This window comes from Catenovulum agarivorans DS-2 (assembly GCF_000568405.1).
In the GTDB taxonomy this organism is placed as follows: Bacteria; Pseudomonadota; Gammaproteobacteria; order Enterobacterales; family Alteromonadaceae; genus Catenovulum; species Catenovulum agarivorans_A.
Window position 1 is genome coordinate 12367 of the sequence record NZ_ARZY01000041.1, and the last position, 20525, is coordinate 32891.

At 40.8% G+C, this 20525-nt stretch carries 17 protein-coding genes; 7 read left to right on the forward strand and 10 right to left on the reverse strand.

The annotated features are described in order from the left end of the window. Positions 1-212 precede the first annotated feature (212 nt). Positions 213-1661, forward strand: a complete 1449-nt coding sequence (locus tag DS2_RS16455; RefSeq protein WP_035016000.1) for a polysaccharide lyase family 7 protein — start codon at positions 213-215, stop codon at positions 1659-1661. 53 nt (positions 1662-1714) lie between these two features. Further along, complete coding sequence (locus tag DS2_RS16460; RefSeq protein WP_035016002.1) at positions 1715-3385, forward strand: polysaccharide lyase family 7 protein; 1671 nt, start codon at positions 1715-1717, stop codon at positions 3383-3385. A 131-nt stretch (positions 3386-3516) separates the two neighbouring features. Here DS2_RS16460 and DS2_RS16465 read toward each other — a convergent pair whose 3' ends face one another. The 6 genes from DS2_RS16465 to DS2_RS16490 all read right to left on the reverse strand — a co-directional run bounded on the left by DS2_RS16465 (position 3517) and on the right by DS2_RS16490 (position 10407). Continuing rightward, entirely contained in the window at positions 3517-4437 is a 921-nt protein-coding gene (locus DS2_RS16465; protein ID WP_035016003.1) for a carbohydrate kinase family protein, read from the reverse strand. Positions 4438-4441: 4 nt separating this feature from the next. Beyond that, on the reverse strand, positions 4442-5959 hold the full coding sequence (locus DS2_RS16470) for a mannitol dehydrogenase family protein (RefSeq protein ID WP_035016005.1): 1518 nt from the start codon (positions 5957-5959) through the stop codon (positions 4442-4444). A 33-nt stretch (positions 5960-5992) separates the two neighbouring features. Further along, entirely contained in the window at positions 5993-7708 is a 1716-nt protein-coding gene (locus tag DS2_RS16475) for a purine-cytosine permease family protein (RefSeq protein ID WP_035016006.1), read from the reverse strand. A gap of 24 nt (positions 7709-7732) precedes the next feature. Continuing rightward, entirely contained in the window at positions 7733-8440 is a 708-nt protein-coding gene (locus DS2_RS16480) for an HAD family hydrolase (protein WP_051479953.1), read from the reverse strand. 316 nt (positions 8441-8756) lie between these two features. Next, positions 8757-9716: a sugar-binding transcriptional regulator gene (locus tag DS2_RS16485; protein ID WP_035016007.1), complete on the reverse strand. Its 960-nt coding sequence runs from the start codon at positions 9714-9716 to the stop codon at positions 8757-8759. A gap of 10 nt (positions 9717-9726) precedes the next feature. Then, the gene (locus tag DS2_RS16490; protein WP_035016008.1) at positions 9727-10407 is read right to left on the reverse strand and encodes an HAD family hydrolase; all 681 of its coding nucleotides are present in this window, start codon (positions 10405-10407) and stop codon (positions 9727-9729) included. Between the two features lie 389 nt (positions 10408-10796). Between DS2_RS16490 and DS2_RS16495 the strand changes: the two genes are divergently transcribed. Next, the gene (locus DS2_RS16495; RefSeq protein ID WP_035016009.1) at positions 10797-12146 is read left to right on the forward strand and encodes a hypothetical protein; all 1350 of its coding nucleotides are present in this window, start codon (positions 10797-10799) and stop codon (positions 12144-12146) included. A 67-nt stretch (positions 12147-12213) separates the two neighbouring features. Here DS2_RS16495 and DS2_RS16500 read toward each other — a convergent pair whose 3' ends face one another. Both DS2_RS16500 and DS2_RS16505 read right to left on the reverse strand, forming a co-directional pair. Then, a complete protein-coding gene (locus DS2_RS16500; RefSeq protein WP_051479954.1) occupies positions 12214-13110 on the reverse strand; it encodes a spermidine synthase in 897 nt (298 codons plus the stop codon). 3 nt (positions 13111-13113) lie between these two features. After that, a complete protein-coding gene (locus tag DS2_RS16505) occupies positions 13114-13749 on the reverse strand; it encodes a fused MFS/spermidine synthase (protein WP_035016010.1) in 636 nt (211 codons plus the stop codon). A 261-nt stretch (positions 13750-14010) separates the two neighbouring features. Here DS2_RS16505 and DS2_RS20065 point away from each other — a divergent pair, with 261 nt between their 5' ends. Next, a complete protein-coding gene (locus DS2_RS20065; RefSeq protein ID WP_160168583.1) occupies positions 14011-15678 on the forward strand; it encodes a sensor histidine kinase in 1668 nt (555 codons plus the stop codon). On the opposite strand, the gene DS2_RS16515 is transcribed toward DS2_RS20065, so the two are convergent. Beyond that, on the reverse strand, positions 15658-16539 hold the full coding sequence (locus tag DS2_RS16515) for a hypothetical protein (protein WP_035016012.1): 882 nt from the start codon (positions 16537-16539) through the stop codon (positions 15658-15660). The two genes, DS2_RS20065 and DS2_RS16515, sit on opposite strands and share 21 nt — an antisense overlap. 200 nt (positions 16540-16739) lie before the next feature. On the opposite strand from DS2_RS16515, the gene DS2_RS16520 reads away from it, so the two are divergent. Genes DS2_RS16520 through DS2_RS16530 form a run of 3 tightly spaced genes read left to right on the forward strand, consistent with a single transcriptional unit; the run spans position 16740 to position 19494 of the window. Continuing rightward, positions 16740-17903: a cytochrome P450 gene (locus DS2_RS16520; protein WP_035016013.1), complete on the forward strand. Its 1164-nt coding sequence runs from the start codon at positions 16740-16742 to the stop codon at positions 17901-17903. A 14-nt stretch (positions 17904-17917) separates the two neighbouring features. Next, entirely contained in the window at positions 17918-18226 is a 309-nt protein-coding gene (locus DS2_RS16525) for a 2Fe-2S iron-sulfur cluster-binding protein (RefSeq protein WP_035016014.1), read from the forward strand. A gap of 32 nt (positions 18227-18258) precedes the next feature. Beyond that, the gene (locus DS2_RS16530) at positions 18259-19494 is read left to right on the forward strand and encodes an NAD(P)/FAD-dependent oxidoreductase (RefSeq protein WP_035016015.1); all 1236 of its coding nucleotides are present in this window, start codon (positions 18259-18261) and stop codon (positions 19492-19494) included. A 20-nt stretch (positions 19495-19514) separates the two neighbouring features. Here the strand turns inward: DS2_RS16530 and DS2_RS16535 are convergent, their stop codons facing one another. Next, the gene (locus DS2_RS16535; protein ID WP_152537636.1) at positions 19515-20414 is read right to left on the reverse strand and encodes a hypothetical protein; all 900 of its coding nucleotides are present in this window, start codon (positions 20412-20414) and stop codon (positions 19515-19517) included. Positions 20415-20525 lie beyond the last annotated feature (111 nt).

Genomic DNA, 20525 nt, shown 5'->3' on the forward strand with positions numbered 1-20525 from the left:
TTAAATTGTTTTGACTGAGGATAGTCCTAGAAAACATTTATTTTTAGGTGTTACTAAACAAAAACACCTCTTATCTTATTGTTATTTATTTTTATTTTAAAATTGTCTTACATTGTGTGTTGTTTTGTTTGTTTTTATTGCTTGATCAATTTTGAATTTTTGTTATAAATTGTTGCTGTGGTAATACGAAAATTTAACCAAGAGGTTTTTCCTTGAGCAGCTTCAAATTAAACATGTGTTTGTTATCTTGCCTTAGCAGTATGTTGTTGGCTTGTGGGTCAAGCAATGTTCAGCATGAAAATAGTAATAGCACTTCGAATGAACAAAATACGGGGGTGCATTGTAGTCGTTTAATTGAATTGCCTATTGTTGCTGCATCTGACGATGGCAGTCACGATGACTATGAACCAAATAAAAGCATTGATGGTGATTTAGCAAGCGCTTCTCGTTGGTCTTCGGATGGGGTGGGCAAATACATCATTTTCGATTTAGCTGAAGTTGTCAAAATTAAGCAGCTACAAGTTTTGTGGTTTGAAGGGGATAGCCGAAATTATTATTTTGATATTGATATCTCACACGATAAAGCACAATGGACTTCCGTGTTAGTCAGCGGTCAATCTAGTGGCTCGCAAGCTGGGTATGAGTTAATAGATATTGATGATACAGATGGGCGCTATGTTCGGATTACAGGCCAAGGCAATTCAGTTGATGCTTGGAATAGCATTGTCGAAAGCCAAATTTGGGGGTGTTTAGAAGGTGATAAAACACCGACGTCAGAACCAACACCTGTACCAACTCCAGAATTTAATTTAGATGCCAATTTGCCCCCATCAGGTAATTTTGATTTGCAAGATTGGACCTTAGGCGTACCAGTTGATAACAACAATGACGGTAAGTCTGACACAATTAAAGAAAATGAACTCGCTAATGGATATGTGCATTCTGACTGGTTTTATACTGCGGCAGATGGTGGCATGGTTTTTAAAGCACCAATAGACGCGCCTAAAACGTCAACTAACACCAGTTACACCCGTTCTGAGTTACGAGAAATGTTACGCCGTGGCGACAGCAGTATTAAAACTCAAGGGATCAACCAAAACAACTGGATATTTTCTAGCTATTCACCTGCTGAACAAGCAAAAGCTGGTGGGGTTGATGGTGAGCTAACCGCAACATTGAAAGTTGACCATGTCACAACAACTGGCTCTAGCGGCCAAGTTGGCCGCGTAATTGTTGGGCAAATTCATGCAAAAGACGATGAACCAGCACGCTTGTATTATCGCTTGTTACCAGGCCACAGCAAGGGGTCAATTTATCTAGCGCACGAGCCAACTAATGGTAACAGTGAGCAATGGTACAACATGATTGGCACGCGCTCTAACTCTGCAGCCGAACCTGCTGACGGCATTGCTTTAGGAGAGGTATTTAGTTACTCGATTAAAGTAACTGGACATATGCTGACAGTAACCATATATCGAGATGGCAAAGCAGATGTTGTCCAAACTGTCGATATGAGCGATAGCGGTTTTCACACAGGAACCGACCAATATATGTATTTTAAAGCGGGCGTCTACAACCAAAACAATAGTGGCGACCCGAATGATTTTGTGCAGGCGACATTTTATCGGTTGCACAATACTCATAGTGGTTACGATCACTAGCTAGTTGAAATACTAGCAATTGATAAACACTCACACACAACAAAGGAAATAACATGAAAAAAGCGAATAAAAAGGTCGTTTTGTCGGCATTGTATTTATCTTTAGCTGCAGCTGGGTTTAGCGCTAATACACACGCAGCAACGCCGTCTTCGGTAACAGATAATGGTAATGATGGCAACGTAGCGGCTAATACAATTGATGATGACCCAACATTTTCTACCCGTTGGTCGGCAAATGGCAATGATGGCAGCCAATGGGTTCGATATGATTTTGGGTCAGCGGTTAGCTTATCTGCGTTAAAAATTGCCTTTTACAAAGGGGATCAGCGTCAAACGTATTTCAGAATTCAAAGTTCAACCAATGGTTCAAGTTGGTCGACTGTCGTTGACAAAAGCAGTGCGGGTAGTTCAGGTTCGACTACGGGTTTAGAAACTTTCAACTTCCCAGCAAGTGTTTCAGCCCGGTATTTCCGTATTCAAGGTTTTGGTAACACTTCAAATACTTGGAACAGTATTACTGATGTTGAGTTTGTTGATGGCGGTTCGACAGGTGGCGGAACAACCAATGTTCCTGGCTTAATTCAAGCTGAAGATTACAACGATTATTCCGACACAACCTCTGGCAACACAGGTGGACAATATCGTACTGATGATGTTGATGTGCAAGCAACTTCAGATACTGGTGGCGGTTACAATGTCGGTTGGATTAAAGCGGGCGAGTGGTTGGAATACCCAATTTCAGTTTCAAGTGCAGGCACATATACAGCGGACATTCGTGTTGCGTCCTCTCGATCTACTGGCGCGTTTAATGTATTGGTAGATGGTAGCACTAAAGACAGTGTTGCTGTAGGTCACACTGGAGGCTGGCAAAGCTGGACAACTAAAAGCGTAAATTTAGGTAACTTGTCGGCTGGCAATCACACTATTCGAATTAACGTAACAGGGAGCGATTTCAACATAAATTGGATTGATGTTAAAAAACAAGCTTCTAGCTCAACTGGTTTTGATTGGGATGGCTGGAAAGTAACCTTGCCGGTAAATGGTGATACTTGGTACAACAATGGCAACACCAGTAGCGCTGCAGAAATTCAACCTGCTGGCTGTACCGATGATATATTCGATGACAACTTAAATATTGATTATTTCTGGTCTGATTCAGAAGGTATTCATTTTAGAGTGCCAATGAATCTTGATGGTAAAACGCCAAATACCTCGTATATCCGTTCTGAATTGCGTGAGTTGTATAACTGGACACCATGTGGCTCAACAAGTGAGGCTAACTGGTCGTACGGCGGTAATCACACGTTAACCGCTAAAGTACGTATTGATGATTACAACCCAAGTGGTACCAAAGTTGTAGTTGGCCAAATTCATGGTCACGACATTAAATACGCGACAATTAAACTACATTGGGAAGGGGACAGTAAGCCGGTACGTGTAATTTACAATGCCTCGCCTAATAGCTCGACGCCAAATAATGTCTATTTAGGATATGTAGACTCGTCTGATTTCTGGGAATATTCCATCAAAATGACTAATTCTGGTATTGAATTGTCAGCTGGTGGGGTAACTGAAACCATTACTTTTGGTAATGAGCTAAGCAATGATTGGAAAGATGCTGATTTCTACTTTAAAGCTGGTTTGTACCCTCAACAAAAACCAGATTCAAGCTCGTCAGAAGTATATGAAGCAACCTTTAAAGATGTGGTTGTAACGCACGATTAATACAAGTTTGTGTCATGTGTAAGCCCAAAGCCACTAAGCAGCAATGTTTAGTGGCTTTTTTTGTTAAAAAAGCCAACGCATTAAATTTCCATTTAAAGGTTGGCAAACACATAGGAAATCGGTGAGTAAAACTAAGCTTTTGGATTAATAAAGCTTAGAATCTGCTCGGTGGTTAAGTTTGGCGTGGCGCCTGAATTTTGGGCAATTAGTGCGCCTACAGCACAGGCAAAGTCGACTGCGTATTGTGGGTTGTCCTGTACGCAAAGTTGATAGAGCAATGCACCTAAAAAGCCGTCACCTGCACCAACTGTGTCGACAACCTTTGCTTTAAAACCTGAATTGTAATAGTTACAGCCGTCGATTTTTAATATTGCTCCATGGCTACCTTTGGTTACACATAGGTTTTGTGTGTTGGTTTGCTCGGCAATAAATTCTAAGCATTGTTCTAAAGAGTTATAAACACAACCCATTTCTTCAGCGATTAAAAACAGCTCATCGTCATTTAATTTTATAAAGTCAGCATGCTGCATCCACTCAACAACTTGGCTGATTTTATAGTGTGGTTCGCGTAAATTGACGTCGAATACCTTAAATTTGGCATGAGGGAGCAACGCACTTAACGTATCAAACGACACAGCAGAGCGGCCAACCAAACTACCAAAAATAAATAGGTCCGATTCTTTAACCGCATTCAATGCTTCGTTGGTCAGTTGAATATTATCCCATGCACTGTCTTCAACAATGGTATAGGTTGCACTCCCACGGCTATTCAACTCCACCAAAACTTCACTGGTTGCTTTATCATCGTTGACCTGAATAAGCCCTGTATTTAATTTGTGTTGTTTAAGTAGGCTCAAAATCGAGCCTCCTAGAGGATCATTGCCAACGCTGCTAATCAGCTGGCTGTTTAATCCAAGAGATTTTAAGCGCCAGCACACGTTTAGTGGCGCACCGCCTAATCGCTTGTCTTGACCAAAACAATCCCATAAGACCTCTCCAAAGCAGGTAATCAATATTTCATCTGCAGGTGTAGTGATAAGTTGCTTGGTCATCGTATTACTCCATGTGATTCAGTTGGTTTTGCATCAAGGCTTTAACGCTTGCTTTAGCTGTGTATACGTCATGTACTGCTTGGATGTATGCATTGACGAAGTGATCATTTTTTACAATATCACCAAATACACTGGTCAACTTTAAAAATGACAACACGTCTGCATTCGTGCCCCTAGCTGCAAGTGTTAATTGTGCAGTCATTTCGTCTTGTATGTTAATTTTATTGCCGAGTTTATCGACTTGTTTGTCACAGGTATAACACCAAGCCGCAATCACTAATGCTGCTAGTGTTACATTCTGCTTATTCTGGCTGTTTTCGACTGCTGCTTCCAAGATAAACTTCGGAATTTTGGCAGAGCTTTCCGAACAAATTCGGCCAACACTGTCTTGGATATTTGGGTTGGCAAAACGTGCTAAAACGGTTTTTTTATATTCGGTTAAATCAATTCCCGGCACAGGCTCTAAAGTTGCTGTGGCTTCTTTGTCTAGGTAAGCTAATAAAAATTGGCTAAAGGTTGCATCAGCGACACAATCATTTATTGTCGCAAAACCCTCTAATGCACCCAGTATTCCTAGCACGGAGTGGCCAGCGTTAAGTAAACGCAATTTCATTTTTTCGTATGGACTTACATTATCAACAAATTGTGCGCCGACTAAATCCCAATTGGGTCGACCTTGGGCAAACTTGTCTTCAATAACCCATTGCATAAAGGGTTCACAAGTAATTGGCCATTCATCAGCTACGCCTAGTTGTTCAACGTATTGAATGTCTTCACCCGTTGTTTGTGGGGTGATGCGGTCAACCATTGAATTTGGAAAAGTAACATGCTCGGTAACCCATTGAGCTAACTCAGCATCTAACTTTTGTATAAAGCTAAGAAGCATTTTTTTTGCAACATCACCATTATGTTGCACATTGTCGCAGGATAAAATAGTCACACCTGGCAAGTTATTGTCGCGACGACGCTTTAAGCCTGCCGCTAGATAACCAAAAGCGGTTACAGGATCTGCTGGATGGGCTAAATCATGCTGCACGTCTGGATTTTCAAAATTAAACGTACCATCAGCTGGGTTAACATTGTAACCACCTTCAGTAATGGTAAGTGAAATGATTTTAGTTTGCGCAGCAGCCAGTTTATCAATCGCTTGTTGTTTGTTGCCAGGTGCTAAAATAAATTCAACTAAAGAGCCTATAATTTGGTGTTCCACTTTACCATCTGGGTGGCGCACCAATAAGGTATATAAGCCATCTTGTTGATTGAGTACTTGGCTTAAATGTCTGTTTGCTTCAAATAAACCAATACCGCAGATACCCCACTGATTATTGTTCGCCAATTTAAGTAGCTCATTGCAATATACAGCTTGGTGAGCACGGTGGAAGCCGCCCACACCAATGTGGACGATTCCAGCTTCAACTGCGCTGCGGTCATAGTTGGGTGTGTCTACAAAGCTAGGCACTTGTGCCAAGGTTTGATTGCTTAAGGTTAAAGCACTTTCATTTGGTAATTTATTAACGTTCATAACAATAATTCTCTAGCAGTAGGGTTTTAAAATTTAGGCGTTCAGGCTTTTTTGGCGCTTGAGTGACCAATACGCGGTAACAAAATAAACAACCGTGCCTATGATGCAGTAGAGCTCAAACTGAGTTTTATTTTCCTGGTAGCTAGCGATATCAGGACTGGCAAACATCACTAGACAAGCAAAGTAACTAATGATAGCTAATGCTACAGCTGAGGTGTAATTTAGTACTTTGCTGAACATTGATGTATCTACAACATATTTACTTTCAGTTTCAGCTTGTTTTTGCTGGAATTTTTCAATTTTGCTTTGCAGCGCTGCTTCAGCTTGTTGCTGCTCATGATAATCTTTATCTGCACCATATTTTTTAGCCAATAAGGTGTAAGTGACTATGGTGAAAATCCAAGTTGGAATAAACAAGTAGTAGAATGACATAACATCTAGTGCATTTAAGCCAAAACCAAAGGCTAGGGCTAATCCCCAACTAGCGATTGCTGGTGTGCTATGAGTGAGTTGTTGATACTTAGCCCAATAGCGGGTGAAGCCTAGTTTTGGAAACAATACGTGTTCAGCAAATACAATACCGCCAACAGGCACAACTAATAGACCAGCGTAGGTTAGCAGCGGTAACATTTGCGTAAATACAAATGGGAAACATGCAATTATCACAGTGGCAATACCAACTACAAATGTGGTTTTTTCTCTAGAATGATTGGTAAATATTGACTGAGCTGCTAAGCCTGCACGGTATAGGTTTGCATTTGCAGTTGTCCAACCCGCAATAATGATAATTACAAAACCGGTAATACCAAGTGCGTGATAAGCAACATCACCTGGGTCTAGGTGTGAAATACTGGTTTGTAACAAAACCGCGGTACCAGCGCCCATAATACCAGCTGCGATCCACGCCAAATAATGACCAAAAAACATACCAACACCTGACAACATGCCGTAACGTTTCTTTTTAGCAAAGCGGAAGATTGCCATATCAATTAAACCAAAGTGGGTAATTGAGTTAGCAGCCCAAGCGAAACCGATAACTTCAAGTAAACCAATGCCTGGTTCGCCATGACTATTGATGCCTGTCCATATTGAGGCGTCGCCAATCGCTAAGAAATCTTGCCAACTGGTTACTTCGGTTTGACCTAACACGTGATTAGAAAGGGCTGGGAAAAGTGCAAAAGAACCGGCAATAAAAATCACAAATAACCAAGGAGCACAAATTTTTGAGAAATCAGCAACTGTTGAAAAACCAAACATGGCGACTAATACAACAATGGAACCCACTGCTAGCACTATGGCGACAAACCACATACTTGATGGATACCAGTTTAATTGTGCAGGAATGTCGAATAGAAACCGCACTGCAGTGGAAGAGACGGTTATCATCGCGGCGGAAATGACGGTAAAGATGACCACATTGGCCCAATTGTACAGCTTGGTCATTGAATCGCCGGCAATCTTATTCAGGTAGTTATATAAACTCAAGCGAGTTTCTACGGCAATTGGTGCGGTTAACAATGCCCAAGATAACATTGCTAAAATGTTACCGATAAATAGGCCAAGAATAATATCTATTGTTGAAGCACCTAATGCAACAAAGGTCGCTCCAATAACAAATTCGGTGGCGGCGACATGTTCACCAGCGTATAAACCTGCGAAATGTTTCCAGCCATGTAGCTTATGTTTTGCAACTGGGAGTTGCTCTTCGTTAACTTGCTCAAGTGATTGAGTATTTGGGTTTCCAGTCATGGTATTCACCTTTGTCTGTACTATCTAGTTTAGGTTTAGCAGTTTTTCTGCATTATTTTGTTTTTTAAAAAGTGGTTGATACATCTGTTGTAAACTGTGCCAGTTGTTAAGTTGACGCACGCTGCCATCAAGGATAATTTCTGGGGCAGAAGGGCCAGTTAAGTGCTGCCCACCTTGATAATGCAGGGCTTGCATGTTGGCCGCTGATGCTGCTGCCAAACCTGCTGTGCTGTCTTCTATTACCAAGCATTTATCTGCAGGTACTTGCATTTGCTTTGCCGCAAATAAAAATAAATCTGGAGCGGGTTTACCGTGTTTAACTTGTGAGGCTGTATATACATTTTTAGCAAAAGCATCGGTTAGCCCAACCAATTTTAAACAATAAGCTGCACGCAAAGGCGCACTGCTAGTCGCAATGCAGTAATTTACAGACAGTTTGTTAAGCATCTGCTTAAAACCAACCGTTGTTTTTAATTCAGTTGCAAACTGGTTGAATAAGGCTTCGCGGTATTCGTATTCAAATGCGTTGTTAAGTGACACGCCAAATACTCGATAGACACTGTCTTTCATGCTATCAAAGCTGCGGCCTAAGTAATGTTCCAATACGTAGGCTACATCTATTTCAATTCCAATTAGTTTAAATTGTTCGACCAACACAGTTGCGCTGATAATCTCGCTATCAACCACCACGCCATCAAAATCAAAAATTATTAGCTGTATATCTTTTGGCATCACATTCTCACAAAATTAAACTGGGCAATTGCTCTCAATGTGGTCATATTCTCAGATTTGTTGATAATTTGTCAAATACAATGTGAATATTTTTTAAACTTTTTTACACATATGTCCGTTGAGTTAATCAAAAATGTTGATAAATAAGGTAAAAAAAATCTAGAGAAAAATAAAAAGAGAGCGCTGTTTATGAACAGAAAGGATGTATCAGCGAGTAATTGAGTTGTCGAGGACTTAAATATTGAATTGAGCTTTAGCTCTTGGTTTGGGCGTATGCTTGTGTTTTTAGCCCAAACCGGCTACTTGAAGATTGTCGTTAGCAAGATGCTAATAATTGTGTTGCGGTAAATTCATTGGTGACTAAAGAGTTGATTAAACGTCCATTTAGCGCCGCTTTAATTGCGGTGATTTTTTTCGACCCAGCTGCAATACCATATACGGGGTTGTCGGTTTGTGGGTACAAAGGAGAACTCACCACGCGTTCATTAATACTATTTTGTAATATTTGTCCCTTTTCATTGTACAGCCAGCTGATGATCTCTCCTGCTGCGCCATCATCAATGGCCTGTTGTAGTTCTTGTTGTTGAATGAACCCATCGATTAACAAGGGAGGGTTATCGGAAATTTGCCCAATGCCAACAAAAGTCGCATCTGCTTGTTTGATTAACTCAAAAATACTTTTGACCGAAAATAAACTGTGCAAAATGAGCTTCTCTTGTTCTGAGCTGGCAATAACAGGCAGTGGCATTGGGTAATGTTTCGCTTTAACTCGGTTTGCCATGCTAACAACAATATCAAAGTCGGACGCTGAGCCATCTCGCATCATATTGCCGAGTAAAGACACTATTTTATGTTGTGGGCAATGCATAGATGGTAGTTCATCAACCATGCCTTTTAATGCCCGACCTGTCCCGAAAGCCAGGGTGCAGGGCGTATTTGATTTTAAATAGCGTTCTAGGATCTTGGCCGAGGCTTGAGCCAAACCAATTCCATCGTCTGGCGCTGCTGGATCGCTCGGTACTATCTCACATTCAATTAAGTTGTATTTCTGCTTTAGCTGCTCGGCTAATTCCATACATGCGCTAATAGGGTGATCTAACCTAACTTGTATTAATCCTTCGTTGACCGCTAGTGCAACTAACCTTTGGGCGGATTGACGTGACACTTCTAGCTTTTGCGCTATTTCGTCTTGGGTATTTTTGCCAACGTAATAAAGCCATGCAGCTCTGGCTGCGTCTTCAAGTCGTTTTAATTCTGAAGTTGATTTAGTTGTCATAGTCTTCCTACTATTGCTTAAATTCTTGGGTGAATAACTGGGGATACATGTCGATAAATTCCCGCCAGCAGCTTATTTGAGTGATTTTATTGTCAGCCTGCTGTGTTTTTTGGTTTATTAAATGCCCACCACCACGATAATTTATAACTTGCATATTTGCGGCTTGCCCTGCTTGTACGCCAGGTTGACTATCTTCGATGACCATACATAGATCAGCTGCAACGCCCATCTGCTTTGCGGCATGTAAAAATAAGTCCGGCGCTGGTTTGCCATGCTCAACTTCACTTGCGGTAAAGACGTTTCTTTTAAATTGCTCTGCGAGACCAATTTGCAGTAATGAGCCTTGCACTCTCTTTGGACTACTACTGGTTGCGATACAATATTGACAATTCAGTTGAGCTAGCATGGTTGAAAATCCAGGCGTTTCAGCGAGTTGTGTCTGGAATTCTGCTAATAACTTTGTACGGTACTCTTGTTCGAAGTTATCGGGTAGTTGTACTGAAAAGTTATCTTCAATGTGTTGATGTACAGTCGGGAAACTGCGACCTAAAAAATGCTTCATTACATATTGGCGGTCTACTTTAACACCGTACAGACAAAGATGAGCGATTAACACGCGTGCACTGATAATCTCGCTGTCTATTACCACACCATCACAGTCAAAAATAACTAATTCAATCTTGTCTTGCATTCACAACCTCATCAGCCACATGAGCATAAGCCCTTTATATGGGCATGTTCTTACGATGAGTCGCTGATGTCAATTTAAATCCTTTTTTGCCGGGCAACAGCGAGATCAACTGTCAGCGTGAAAACTTGATGAATTGGTCATTTGCCATTTTTGTGGTCATTTGTTCTGTTTTGGTTTTATAAATAATGTGTGTTTTAAGTTTATGATTTTTATTGAAATGTGTTTATTTTGTTAAAGTTTGTGCTGCTTTTTTGTTTGAATTAGGTTGATCAATTAAATAAAATATGGTCATATGCCCATATGGTGAGCAAATGATTATTTCTAGAACGCATATATTCTGGATAAATAACACCTTTAAAAAACCGTCGATAAACTAAGAGGATTCAATAATGCAAAACGATACGACTTTGAGTTTGAATAAGCCGCTTAATAAAGCCACAAAACTGCAACTAGGTATGTTGCTCGCGACATCTATAGCGTCGCTTGCCCCCGCATATTCGCATGCAGATGATTCAAATACCTTTTTCGACGGACGCATGCAGGTTAACTTTTTGGCGATGCAGAATTATCAGGCTATTCAGGCAAAGACCGGCGCGTATCGCCCAGCAGATGAAGTGCAAGCAGATGGATTTGGCCGCTTGAGAGTTAATTTACAATTAAAGTTTAATATTACCGAGCATATTGTTGCCGATGTCGATATTGCCGAAGAACCAAACGACTTTGGCAACAATGGGGATCGTGATTTCTCGTTTCACCAAGATTTTGCTGGCATCGAGTTTGACGTACTCGGGTTAACAAACAGGGTTAAAAATGGCAAGGATTTAACCCTGCGAATAGGTAATATTGGCGCTTCACCTTTTCAGTTTAAAGGCTTTCAGGACGGCGCAGATAACCAAGGCAATGCGTTGATTGGTAATGGCATTACCGATTACGCAACTGCTGAAAATGGCATTCAGCTTAGCTATAGTCAAACATACACTGGCGGGGTAATTCGTGCTTACAATCTTGCTGGACATATGACGACTTCAAGTTTTGGTGAAGCTTTTCAGCAAGGGCGGGGCTACAACTATAGATTGCAGGGTAGTTTAGAATTCGATGGTGGTTTTAAAACAGGTGTTAGCTTATTTAAAGCAAATCAAGATGGTCAACTTAACTTTGTTGATGGAATTGCCAGCTTAGATGGCGTGACGACAACTAACTATCGTTTTGGTGATGGCGAAAACTATAATTTTTCAGCGTCTGCATCAAGTGAGCGAGATACACATGTCGGGGCTTTGCCGGGCATTAATCAATCGATTGTGCAACTGAATTTAGCCTATCAACCGACTGAACAAACAAGCTTAATTTTTATGTTGGGCCGCTCCGCTGACGATTACACATTTGCCGATACCGCAGGAAATGCAGTCGCTGGTATTACGTATTCTGGATCAGCGGAAGATTCAAACCAAGTTATAAAAGGCGATAGCTCTGTTGATTATTGGGTGGTGGAAGCACAACAATATTTAGTGCCGAAAAAATTCTACTTAGCTGCGAGATATTCAGCCGCTGAGAATACCTCTGATTTAATTGAGCAAGTCGATAATGAAGTAACGCGTATACAAGTTGCTGCAGGCTACTGGATTAATCATAGAACATTATGGAAGTTTGAATATGTAGACCAAGAAGAAGGCGTTAATTCTGGTGGACAAATTGGCCAAGGATTTAAAGGGTTTACGTCAGAACTTTCGGTTAAGTTTTAGTCAATCTATGGGTTGGATAGCGGCTAAGATAGACGCTATCCAACCGATAAACTGACTCTCTAAACTGTTACTTCAACAAGTTTGCTGGTGAATATTCGTCGGTTAGAACTCGCGCGTTAACGTCCCAATCAACTATGCTTGATACCGCTTCAAACAATACATTTGTATCTAACCCATAGCTGGTGAGTTGGCGATTTAATTGTGCTGATAGGCTCTTGGTTAAGCTGAAATTGTCACAATTACAGGCAAAGATAACCCGGTTACCTTTTGTGGGTGCTTTAAAAATATCGAGTTGGTTAAATACTTTTTGATAAGTAACGGATTCATGATCGTATAAATCACTGGTACTGAAAGTATTGGCGGATAACAGTCCATTTGTCGATAAAAGCCGTTTACATTCAGCTAAAAATTCTTCTGTCATTAAATGTTCAGGTATGTAGTCGCCATTGAACGCATCGAGAATTATCCAATCAAACTGCTGTTTTTGCAGTAAAGCGCGTTTTACAAATACACGAGCATCTTTAATTTCACTTTTTATTTGTGCATTTTCTTGGTAGCCGAAATAAGCTTTGGCAAGCTTAACCACTGCAGGGTCGATATCTACAGACACGATTTCGCTTGTTGGTGATACCTGATGAATGACATTCGCGAGCGTACCACCGCCTAAACCTAATATTAGCACTCGTTTCGGTGCAGGGTTATGTGCTAGCCCCAAAAGTGTGCCTTGCACATATTCAAACACTAATTTGTTTGGCTGCTTTAAGTTAATACAGGCTTGATTACTCACTTTTTTACGCCTTGTTTCAAAGCGCATACAGCGAATGCCTTTATCTTCGGTAATAACGATATTGCGGTATATAGAACGTTCTTTATGTATTTTTTCAAGTGCGAAGCCGCTTGAGTTAGCGAATAAGTTGGCTGCGGCGAACAAGATTAAACCAATTGTATATTGAGTTATTTGCATGTTTTACTCGCTCACGACTGAGTTATTTGAAAAGACTGGAGTGTTTTTATTACTTAGGACATGAGTTGTAAAGGCAAGCGCAGCACAACTGGTCAATATCCCAAAGATAAACCAAAGAATCTGACTAACTTCCATCCATAACACTAAATAAAAAGAGGTCATTATGGTGCCAATGGCACTGCCTAACGTTGAAACAAAATACAAAAATCCAGCGGTTTGACCAGACGAGTGCGTTGAAACTGTTAGCAGACGCACTGAGTAGGGGGATATCATGCCCATAACCACACTGGGTATCAGAAAAACTAGGGTCGCAGCAACTAACGAACCATAACGAGGATCTTCAATCCATGCGAAGACTAACTCGAATAAAAACTCTGAATAAAATATACTCGGCAAAATGGCGACAGCGGCAATGCCAAAGATACAGGCAAACTTTGCCAAATTCGGTTTGTTTACCGATAGCTTGCCACCAGTTAGATAACCCAATGACAATGCCAACATAAAGACGGTGATAATACTCCCCCACACATAAACGCTGCTGCCAAAGTAGGGGGCTAGCATGCGCCCACCTAATAATTCAAAAGACATGATTGAAAATCCAGCGCTAAACGCCAGAAGGATGACGATGAGTTTTTGCATAATTGCTCAGATATATTTGTAATTTATTCGCTTGAGTGGCTGGTAAATTAACTTGAAATTAACCTTTGTGCAAATATTGGAACGAGTAATTGTCGCGACATTAAAGGCGAAAACACTGGGGGCCGCTTGCATCTGGAGTAATCGCGTCTAAATTTAGATAATGGTCTAATTTAAATTTAACTGCTCATGGATAAGTTAAGTTCGTTGATACAAAATTTGCTACAAGATGGGCTTAGTGAACCAGTGCGCTTTAGTGGTTTTTTGAATAGTCAACCTGAATTAAGTGAAACTATTGAACTGCCTTTTGCTATTGTTGCAATTGATAAAGATGAAGCGAACGACGAATATAACTTGACTGGTTTTTCGTTTTTAACCGACGATAGTGTCGTGACGAATCGACTTGCGGTAAAAACGGACGAAATGAGTGATTGGCCATTACTGCATTCGTTGATAGAAAATTTACCAAAGCAGCTTGAGGTTAATAGCAAAGATTGGCCGGCCGGCATTGTTGAGCAATTCTGGTCTGGCGCTTTGTACTTAAACACTTTGGTGATAGAGCAAAGTTTAGTTGGTTTTATATTAAGCCTTCAGCAACTAGAGCAAGTTTTGACTGCTGAAAAATTCAAACAAATTAGTCAAACTGTTTCGTGGTTATTGTTGAACCGGCAACGTCATTTACAACTAAAAACCCAAATGAAAGCTTACCAGCAAGTCATTGATTTAATGCCTCAGCGGGTATTTTGGAAAAATAGAAAGTCAGTTTATATGGGCTCGAATCATGCGTTTGCCAAGGATGCGGGTTTTGAGTCACCTCACGAATTAGTGGGTTTAACCGACTATGACTTCTTCCCAGAGCAAGCCGAGCTCTATCGCGGTGATGACGCCAAAACAATGAATGAGCGCATCCACTTAATTAATTTTGAAGAACCGCAAACGCATAAGTCTGGTGAGACTATTTGGTTACGTACTTCTAAACGGCCAATTGTTAGCCCAACAGATCAGGTAGTTGGTATAGTTGGTACTTACGACGATATTTCACAATTAAAGCAAGTACAGCATGATTTGCACCAAGCCAATGAGCAACTAGAACAAAGAGTTGAAGAACGCACTAAAGCTCTGACCGAAAGTAATGAACGTTTGCTTACAACCTTATCTGATTTACGGCAAGCCCAACAGCATTTAATTGAAAGTGAAAAAATGGCTGCATTAGGCGGTTTAGTCGCCGGAATTGCACATGAAGTGAACACACCAATTGGCATTTCAGTTACCGCGGCTAGCCATATAATTGAGTTAGTTGAAGATTTATCTAAACAAATGCAAGGTGGCACGTTGAGCAAAAAGTCGTTTGCAACCTGTATGAATAATTTAGCCAATGCTTCATCTATGGTGTTAAAAAATTTATCCAGAGCTTCTGAGCAAATTAGTAACTTCAAATTAGTGGCAGTCGACCAATCTCACGATGAGCAACGCAAGGTTGAGCTTGCTAAATACATAGATCATGTATTGGATACATTAACACCCATAGTAAAACGCCATCATATTCAAATTATTACTGCTATATCAGATGACATTAGCATTCAAACCTACCCAGGGGCATTAGCGCAGATTGTCTCAAACCTAGTGGAAAATGCGATTAAACATGCGTTTCCAAGCGACAATTTAGGCATTATTGCGATATGCGTACATGCGCTGGGCGAACAACATATTGAAATTACTTTTAGTGACGACGGTGTCGGCATGTGTGACGATACCCGCAAGAAAATTTTTGAACCTTTTTATACAACCAAACGGGGAGATGGGGGCTCAGGCTTAGGTATGCACATAGTGTACAACTTGGTTACGCAAAAACTTAGAGGGGAGATAAGTTGCCAAAGTATTCAAGGTTGCGGTACACAATTTAAATTAGTGTTACCGGGTTACCTTGGCTGAATCATTTGCACTCACCAAGTATTTTAGTAATTCAGTCGTCGCCATATCATTTTGTTTAATAAAAGGGTTGTCGAGTTCAATAACCTTTCGCTTCGCTATGTTTGCGTATTTAATAGTATCTTTTATCATTTGAGAGTTAACCAATTTTTGGTAGTAGCTGCCATCAGCCAATGCTTTTTTCATGCCCGAGTCTAATAATTCATACAGAGCTTGGTTGTTTTTGTGAACATAAAAATATAATGCTGAGGGGTACACTAGCAGAATATTGGGCTCTACCGCCATCTGTAAATCAGGCCTGACGGCTAGTTCTTTCCATGGCTCATGTACCGCTAAAGCAATGTAATCAAAGCGCTTGGCATGTAGCATCTTCCATAATTTACGAGCTTGAGTAGACTTTTCAACTTTTAACCCTGCGTTTTCTAGTACGCGGGTATCGCCCCAAAAAGCACCTTGTCCAACCGTAAATGAAGTTAAATCTTCTAGGCTATTAACATTTTTGAACCTAGCTTCTTCACCTTGGCGGATCACAAGAATTCGATATCCACCTAGCCCTCTAAAAATAGGTTGGGCAACTTCTTGCAAATGCTCTACATAGTGACCGCCAGCGCTGCCCCATTTTAAGCTCAAACGTTTTTCTATCACATAATGGACTTTACGTGCTTCGGTAAGTGTTTCGCTTAGTTCGTCGAAACACACTGATTTGTTGACTTTACTCAGTGATAATTTTAGTAGCTCAACCACCAACTCATCTTTGCTGTTTTCTTGAAGAGGGTGGGTAACTTGGATGTCACACGCCATCAGTTGGCTGGTTGCGATTGCACTGAGAAAGAGGCTGCAAATTATTTTATGAATAAAGCTCATGGCGTTAACTATTTACCGCGTTTGCATAAAGCTTAGCAGTAAATTTACCTTGTCTCTAACTTTTAGTTGATGACAGCAAGAATCTGACATTTTTGGATAATAAGTCGCATATTTTTCTAATTTAACCTGCCTATAATGGTTACAGTTATTTAACAAATTCCATGTCTGACGACAACAGGCATTTGATTAGGGTGAGTTTGATGAAAAAAAGTGAATTTTCAGATCCGTTTGAACAAGCGAGAAATGAGCAGGGTATTGGGCATATGAATGACCAAGATGATCCTGTGACTATGGTGCTTGGACTAAAAGATGTACGTAAATGTGCACACAATTGGAAAACCTTTCAGTCTGGTGCTAAGCCAGGCCGCATTGTGGTTCCGTCTGAGGTGAACATTCGTGATACACGACAAATTCCTTTTGAAGTTGATCCACCTGAACACGGTGATTATCGAGCGATAGTTGAACCTTGGTTTAAACGCCCATTAGAAGACGAATACCGAGCGAAACTGCGAACTCAAATTGAGTCTTTAGTTGACGAAGTATTGACCAAAGATGATATCGAGGTTGTTGGTGAGTTTTCACTTAAGTTGCAGTCTCGCGCATTAACTTTGTTGTTAAACATTCCTTATGAAGAGTCGGAAGTTTGGATTGGCTGGGGCACCCATGTATTTAGAAGCGAAGGGGTTGCGTTGGACGGTGATAAAGCGGCTATTTTGTACGATTACATTGACGAACAAATTGATCGAGCACAAGCAAACCCAGGCGACGACTTATATTCAGTGTTGTTAAATTCTGAGATCAACGGCCGGAAACTCAGCAAAGAAGAAGTAAAAGGTGTGATGATCTTAACTTTTGCAGGTGGACGTGACACTGTCATCAATGCTGTAACCAACTCTATTGCATATTTTGCTGAGCATCCGCAAGCTTTATCGCGATTGCGCGATGAACCAGAAATAACCAATAGAGCGGTTGAAGAGCTTATCCGCTATTTCTCTCCATTAACTCATATGGGACGCGTCGCCACAGAAGACACAAAAGTCTGTCCGCATGGACATGATGTCAAGGCGGATAGCCGTATCTCGCTGTGCTGGGCTTCTGCAAACCGTGATGAGAAAGTTTTCGAAAACCCCAATGAAGTGGTGTTAGACCGAAAAGTTAACCCACATGTAGCATTTGGCTTTAGCCATCATAATTGTTTGGGAGCAACTCACGCTCGACAAATTATGCATATTTTATTGGAGACGCTCGCAGCTAAAGTAGGCTCGATTGAGATTCTTGATGCTAAAGAAAACATTGAAGATTTAGACCAATTTAAACGTAAAGTTGGTTTTGACAGTATTAACGTGAAATTTAATCCAAGATAAGTGGTAGGTGACTCATGGCTAAAATTATTTTTATTACAAGCGACAGTGAAAAAGTTGAATTAGAGGCAGATTCGGGCTCAGTAATGGAGCTTGCCGTACAAAATGGTGTACAAGGGATAGACGGCGATTGCGGTGGTGTATGTTCGTGTGCGACCTGTCATGTGCATGTAGCGCCTGAACATTTTGATAAAACGGGTCCTGCTAGTGAAATTGAGCAAGACATGCTTGAGCTAGATGATGATGCAAACGAATACAGCCGTTTATGTTGTCAAATTGAAGTAACAGACGCCCTCGACGGTGTAGTGTTACACGTTGCTAAATAAGATTGATTAAGATTTAAAGGGGTAGTCAGGTTATGGCAGAAAATCAAACATGTGTTGTGATTGGGGCAAGTCATGCTGGGGTTAATTTTGCATTTGCATTAAGAAAAGCAGGCTGGCAGGGCAATATTAAGTTGTTTGATGCAGACCCAACCTTGCCTTACCACAGGCCTCCTTTATCGAAAGCTTATTTAACCAGTGCAGATGCTATTGATAAAAATTTGCTTAAAGCGGCTGATACTTATCAGAAAGAACAAATTGAACTTAACCTTGGGGTTAAAGTTGGTAGCATTGAGCGCAGCGCACAAGTTGTGCAATTACAAAATGGTGAGCAAGTTGCGTATGACAAGTTAGTGATTGCAACGGGTGCTCGGCCGTTTATTCCACCGATTGAAGGCATTGAATCTGCCGAGCAGTTATTTCCATTACGCACAGCAGAAGATGTTGAAAATATTCGCCAAGCGTTTGAGCAATCTGAGCAAAAACGCGTGGTGATTATCGGCGGCGGTTATATTGGGCTTGAAACAGCAGCCTCACTGAAAAAGCTCGGCGCTCAGGTAACAGTTTTGGAAAGAGAGCCGCGTATTTTAGCGCGAGTTACGGCACCTTACATGTCAGACTTTTTCCAAGAGTTGCATGCTAAAAACGGCGTCGCCGTTGAAACTAACAAAAATGTGGTACGTATCGAACGTGCCAATCAACAGAATTTTGTACAATGCGACGATGGGACTGATTATCCAGCTGATATAATTATTGTCGGTGTGGGTATTCGAGTGAACAGTGAAATCGCGATGGAAGCGGGCTTAGAGATTGACAACGGTATTAAAGTTAATGGTCAAGCGCAAACCAGTGATGAACATATCTACGCAATTGGTGATTGTACTTATCACTTCAACCCTCACTACCAAAGATTTATCCGATTGGAGTCTGTACAAAACGCAGTAGACCAAGCAAAAGTCGCAGCTGCGGCTATATGTGGCAAAGAAGTTAATTACGATACCTTGCCTTGGTTTTGGTCAGATCAGTACGATGTAAAACTACAAATGGTTGGTTTGTCGCAAGGTTACAATGAAATATTAATTCGTAAAGAAGCCGAAGAACACAAATTCTCTGTGTGGTATTTCAAAGACGATGAGTTGTTGGCAGTAGATGCCGTCAATAATGCTAAAGCTTATGTTGTTGCCACTAAATTTATTAAGTCTGGTGAGATCATTAATAAAACTAAGCTAGTTGATAGCAATATTGAGTTTAAACCTGCCAATTTACTTTAAATAAGCTTACTGTAAGGGGATCAATCTGGATACAGATCGATCCTCGATTCAATATTTTTCCGAATCTTTTCTGTTGGGTATAGCATTAAATCAATATCTCCTTGTTGTTGGAGTAATGCCAGCCCTTTTTGCAGTGCATCAAATACAGTTTTACCACGCGGGTGGCTTTTGGAAATGGCAAAATGTCGAGAAATGGGGAAGGTGAATTTTACGCCATTTATCGGAACCAACTGCACATCATCACATGGAAATGTGGTTTGATTTGGACCAACCATCACTAACTCACCAATAAAAAGTTGTGCTCGGCCAGCTTTTATCATTCGGCACAACGCACTATCGTGCGAAGAGTTGACCGCGGGTAGTTGCAGTTTCTCTAGCATGGCCCAGTCGTGCCACCATTGCCGAGATGACAGTATATGATAGCCACGCAGTGTATGTAAGATGAGTCTTTTGCTAGCTGAATGCGGTAATCCCATTAATTTATGTTCAATTTGTTGTTTGTATTCTGGCGTTGTAAATAACCCTTTGATGAACTGGCCACGTGGAAAAACAGCATCGGTTAAATAAAAGGTATTTGTATCTACGTCTGTTTGCCAAATAGTGGTAGCAGACATGACGACATTGCCTTTTTCTGCTTCGATAATTGCACGAGCATAATTAGGGGTATTTAAAAACTTAAATTGAAAATCTAACTGACTATAACTTAAGGCTTTGCAGATAACCAAAAGCTCCAGTGAAAGTCGGTATGCACTTGGGTGCAGATAGTTGTCGAAGGTTTGACAATCTGTGTTGCCAACCATTTGCTGGAACTTTTGCCGCTGGTCGGAATTAACCGCAATGTCGACAGAAATAGCTTTAGCCAAACTTGCTGGCATAACAAACGCTGCCAACACGAACAAGCTTATTTTCAGTACTGACACTAAGTGCTCCGGTATATTTAGTTTATAAGGGCTTTGGTTAAGTATAGAGCATAAAAAAAAAGCCGCTTAACTTTGTATTAAGCGGCTTTTAAATTAAATGTTAGCTTATGC

Excerpts from the sequence above, each read along its gene's own strand:
- DS2_RS16525 (WP_035016014.1), top strand. The coding sequence starts at position 17,918 with ATGGCTAAAATTATTTTTATTACAAGCGACAGTGAAAAAGTTGAATTA.
- DS2_RS16520 (WP_035016013.1), top strand. The coding sequence starts at position 16,740 with ATGAAAAAAAGTGAATTTTCAGATCCGTTTGAACAAGCGAGAAATGAG.
- DS2_RS16490 (WP_035016008.1), bottom strand. The coding sequence starts at position 10,407 with ATGCAAGACAAGATTGAATTAGTTATTTTTGACTGTGATGGTGTGGTA.
- DS2_RS16470 (WP_035016005.1), bottom strand. The coding sequence starts at position 5,959 with ATGAACGTTAATAAATTACCAAATGAAAGTGCTTTAACCTTAAGCAAT.
- DS2_RS16495 (WP_035016009.1), top strand. The coding sequence starts at position 10,797 with ATGCAAAACGATACGACTTTGAGTTTGAATAAGCCGCTTAATAAAGCC.
- DS2_RS16485 (WP_035016007.1), bottom strand. The coding sequence starts at position 9,716 with ATGACAACTAAATCAACTTCAGAATTAAAACGACTTGAAGACGCAGCC.
- DS2_RS16475 (WP_035016006.1), bottom strand. The coding sequence starts at position 7,708 with ATGACTGGAAACCCAAATACTCAATCACTTGAGCAAGTTAACGAAGAG.
- DS2_RS16515 (WP_035016012.1), bottom strand. The coding sequence starts at position 16,539 with ATGAGCTTTATTCATAAAATAATTTGCAGCCTCTTTCTCAGTGCAATC.
- DS2_RS16480 (WP_051479953.1), bottom strand. The coding sequence starts at position 8,440 with ATGCCAAAAGATATACAGCTAATAATTTTTGATTTTGATGGCGTGGTG.
- DS2_RS16505 (WP_035016010.1), bottom strand. The coding sequence starts at position 13,749 with ATGCAAAAACTCATCGTCATCCTTCTGGCGTTTAGCGCTGGATTTTCA.
- DS2_RS16460 (WP_035016002.1), top strand. The coding sequence starts at position 1,715 with ATGAAAAAAGCGAATAAAAAGGTCGTTTTGTCGGCATTGTATTTATCT.
- DS2_RS16500 (WP_051479954.1), bottom strand. The coding sequence starts at position 13,110 with ATGCAAATAACTCAATATACAATTGGTTTAATCTTGTTCGCCGCAGCC.
- DS2_RS16465 (WP_035016003.1), bottom strand. The coding sequence starts at position 4,437 with ATGACCAAGCAACTTATCACTACACCTGCAGATGAAATATTGATTACC.
- DS2_RS16530 (WP_035016015.1), top strand. The coding sequence starts at position 18,259 with ATGGCAGAAAATCAAACATGTGTTGTGATTGGGGCAAGTCATGCTGGG.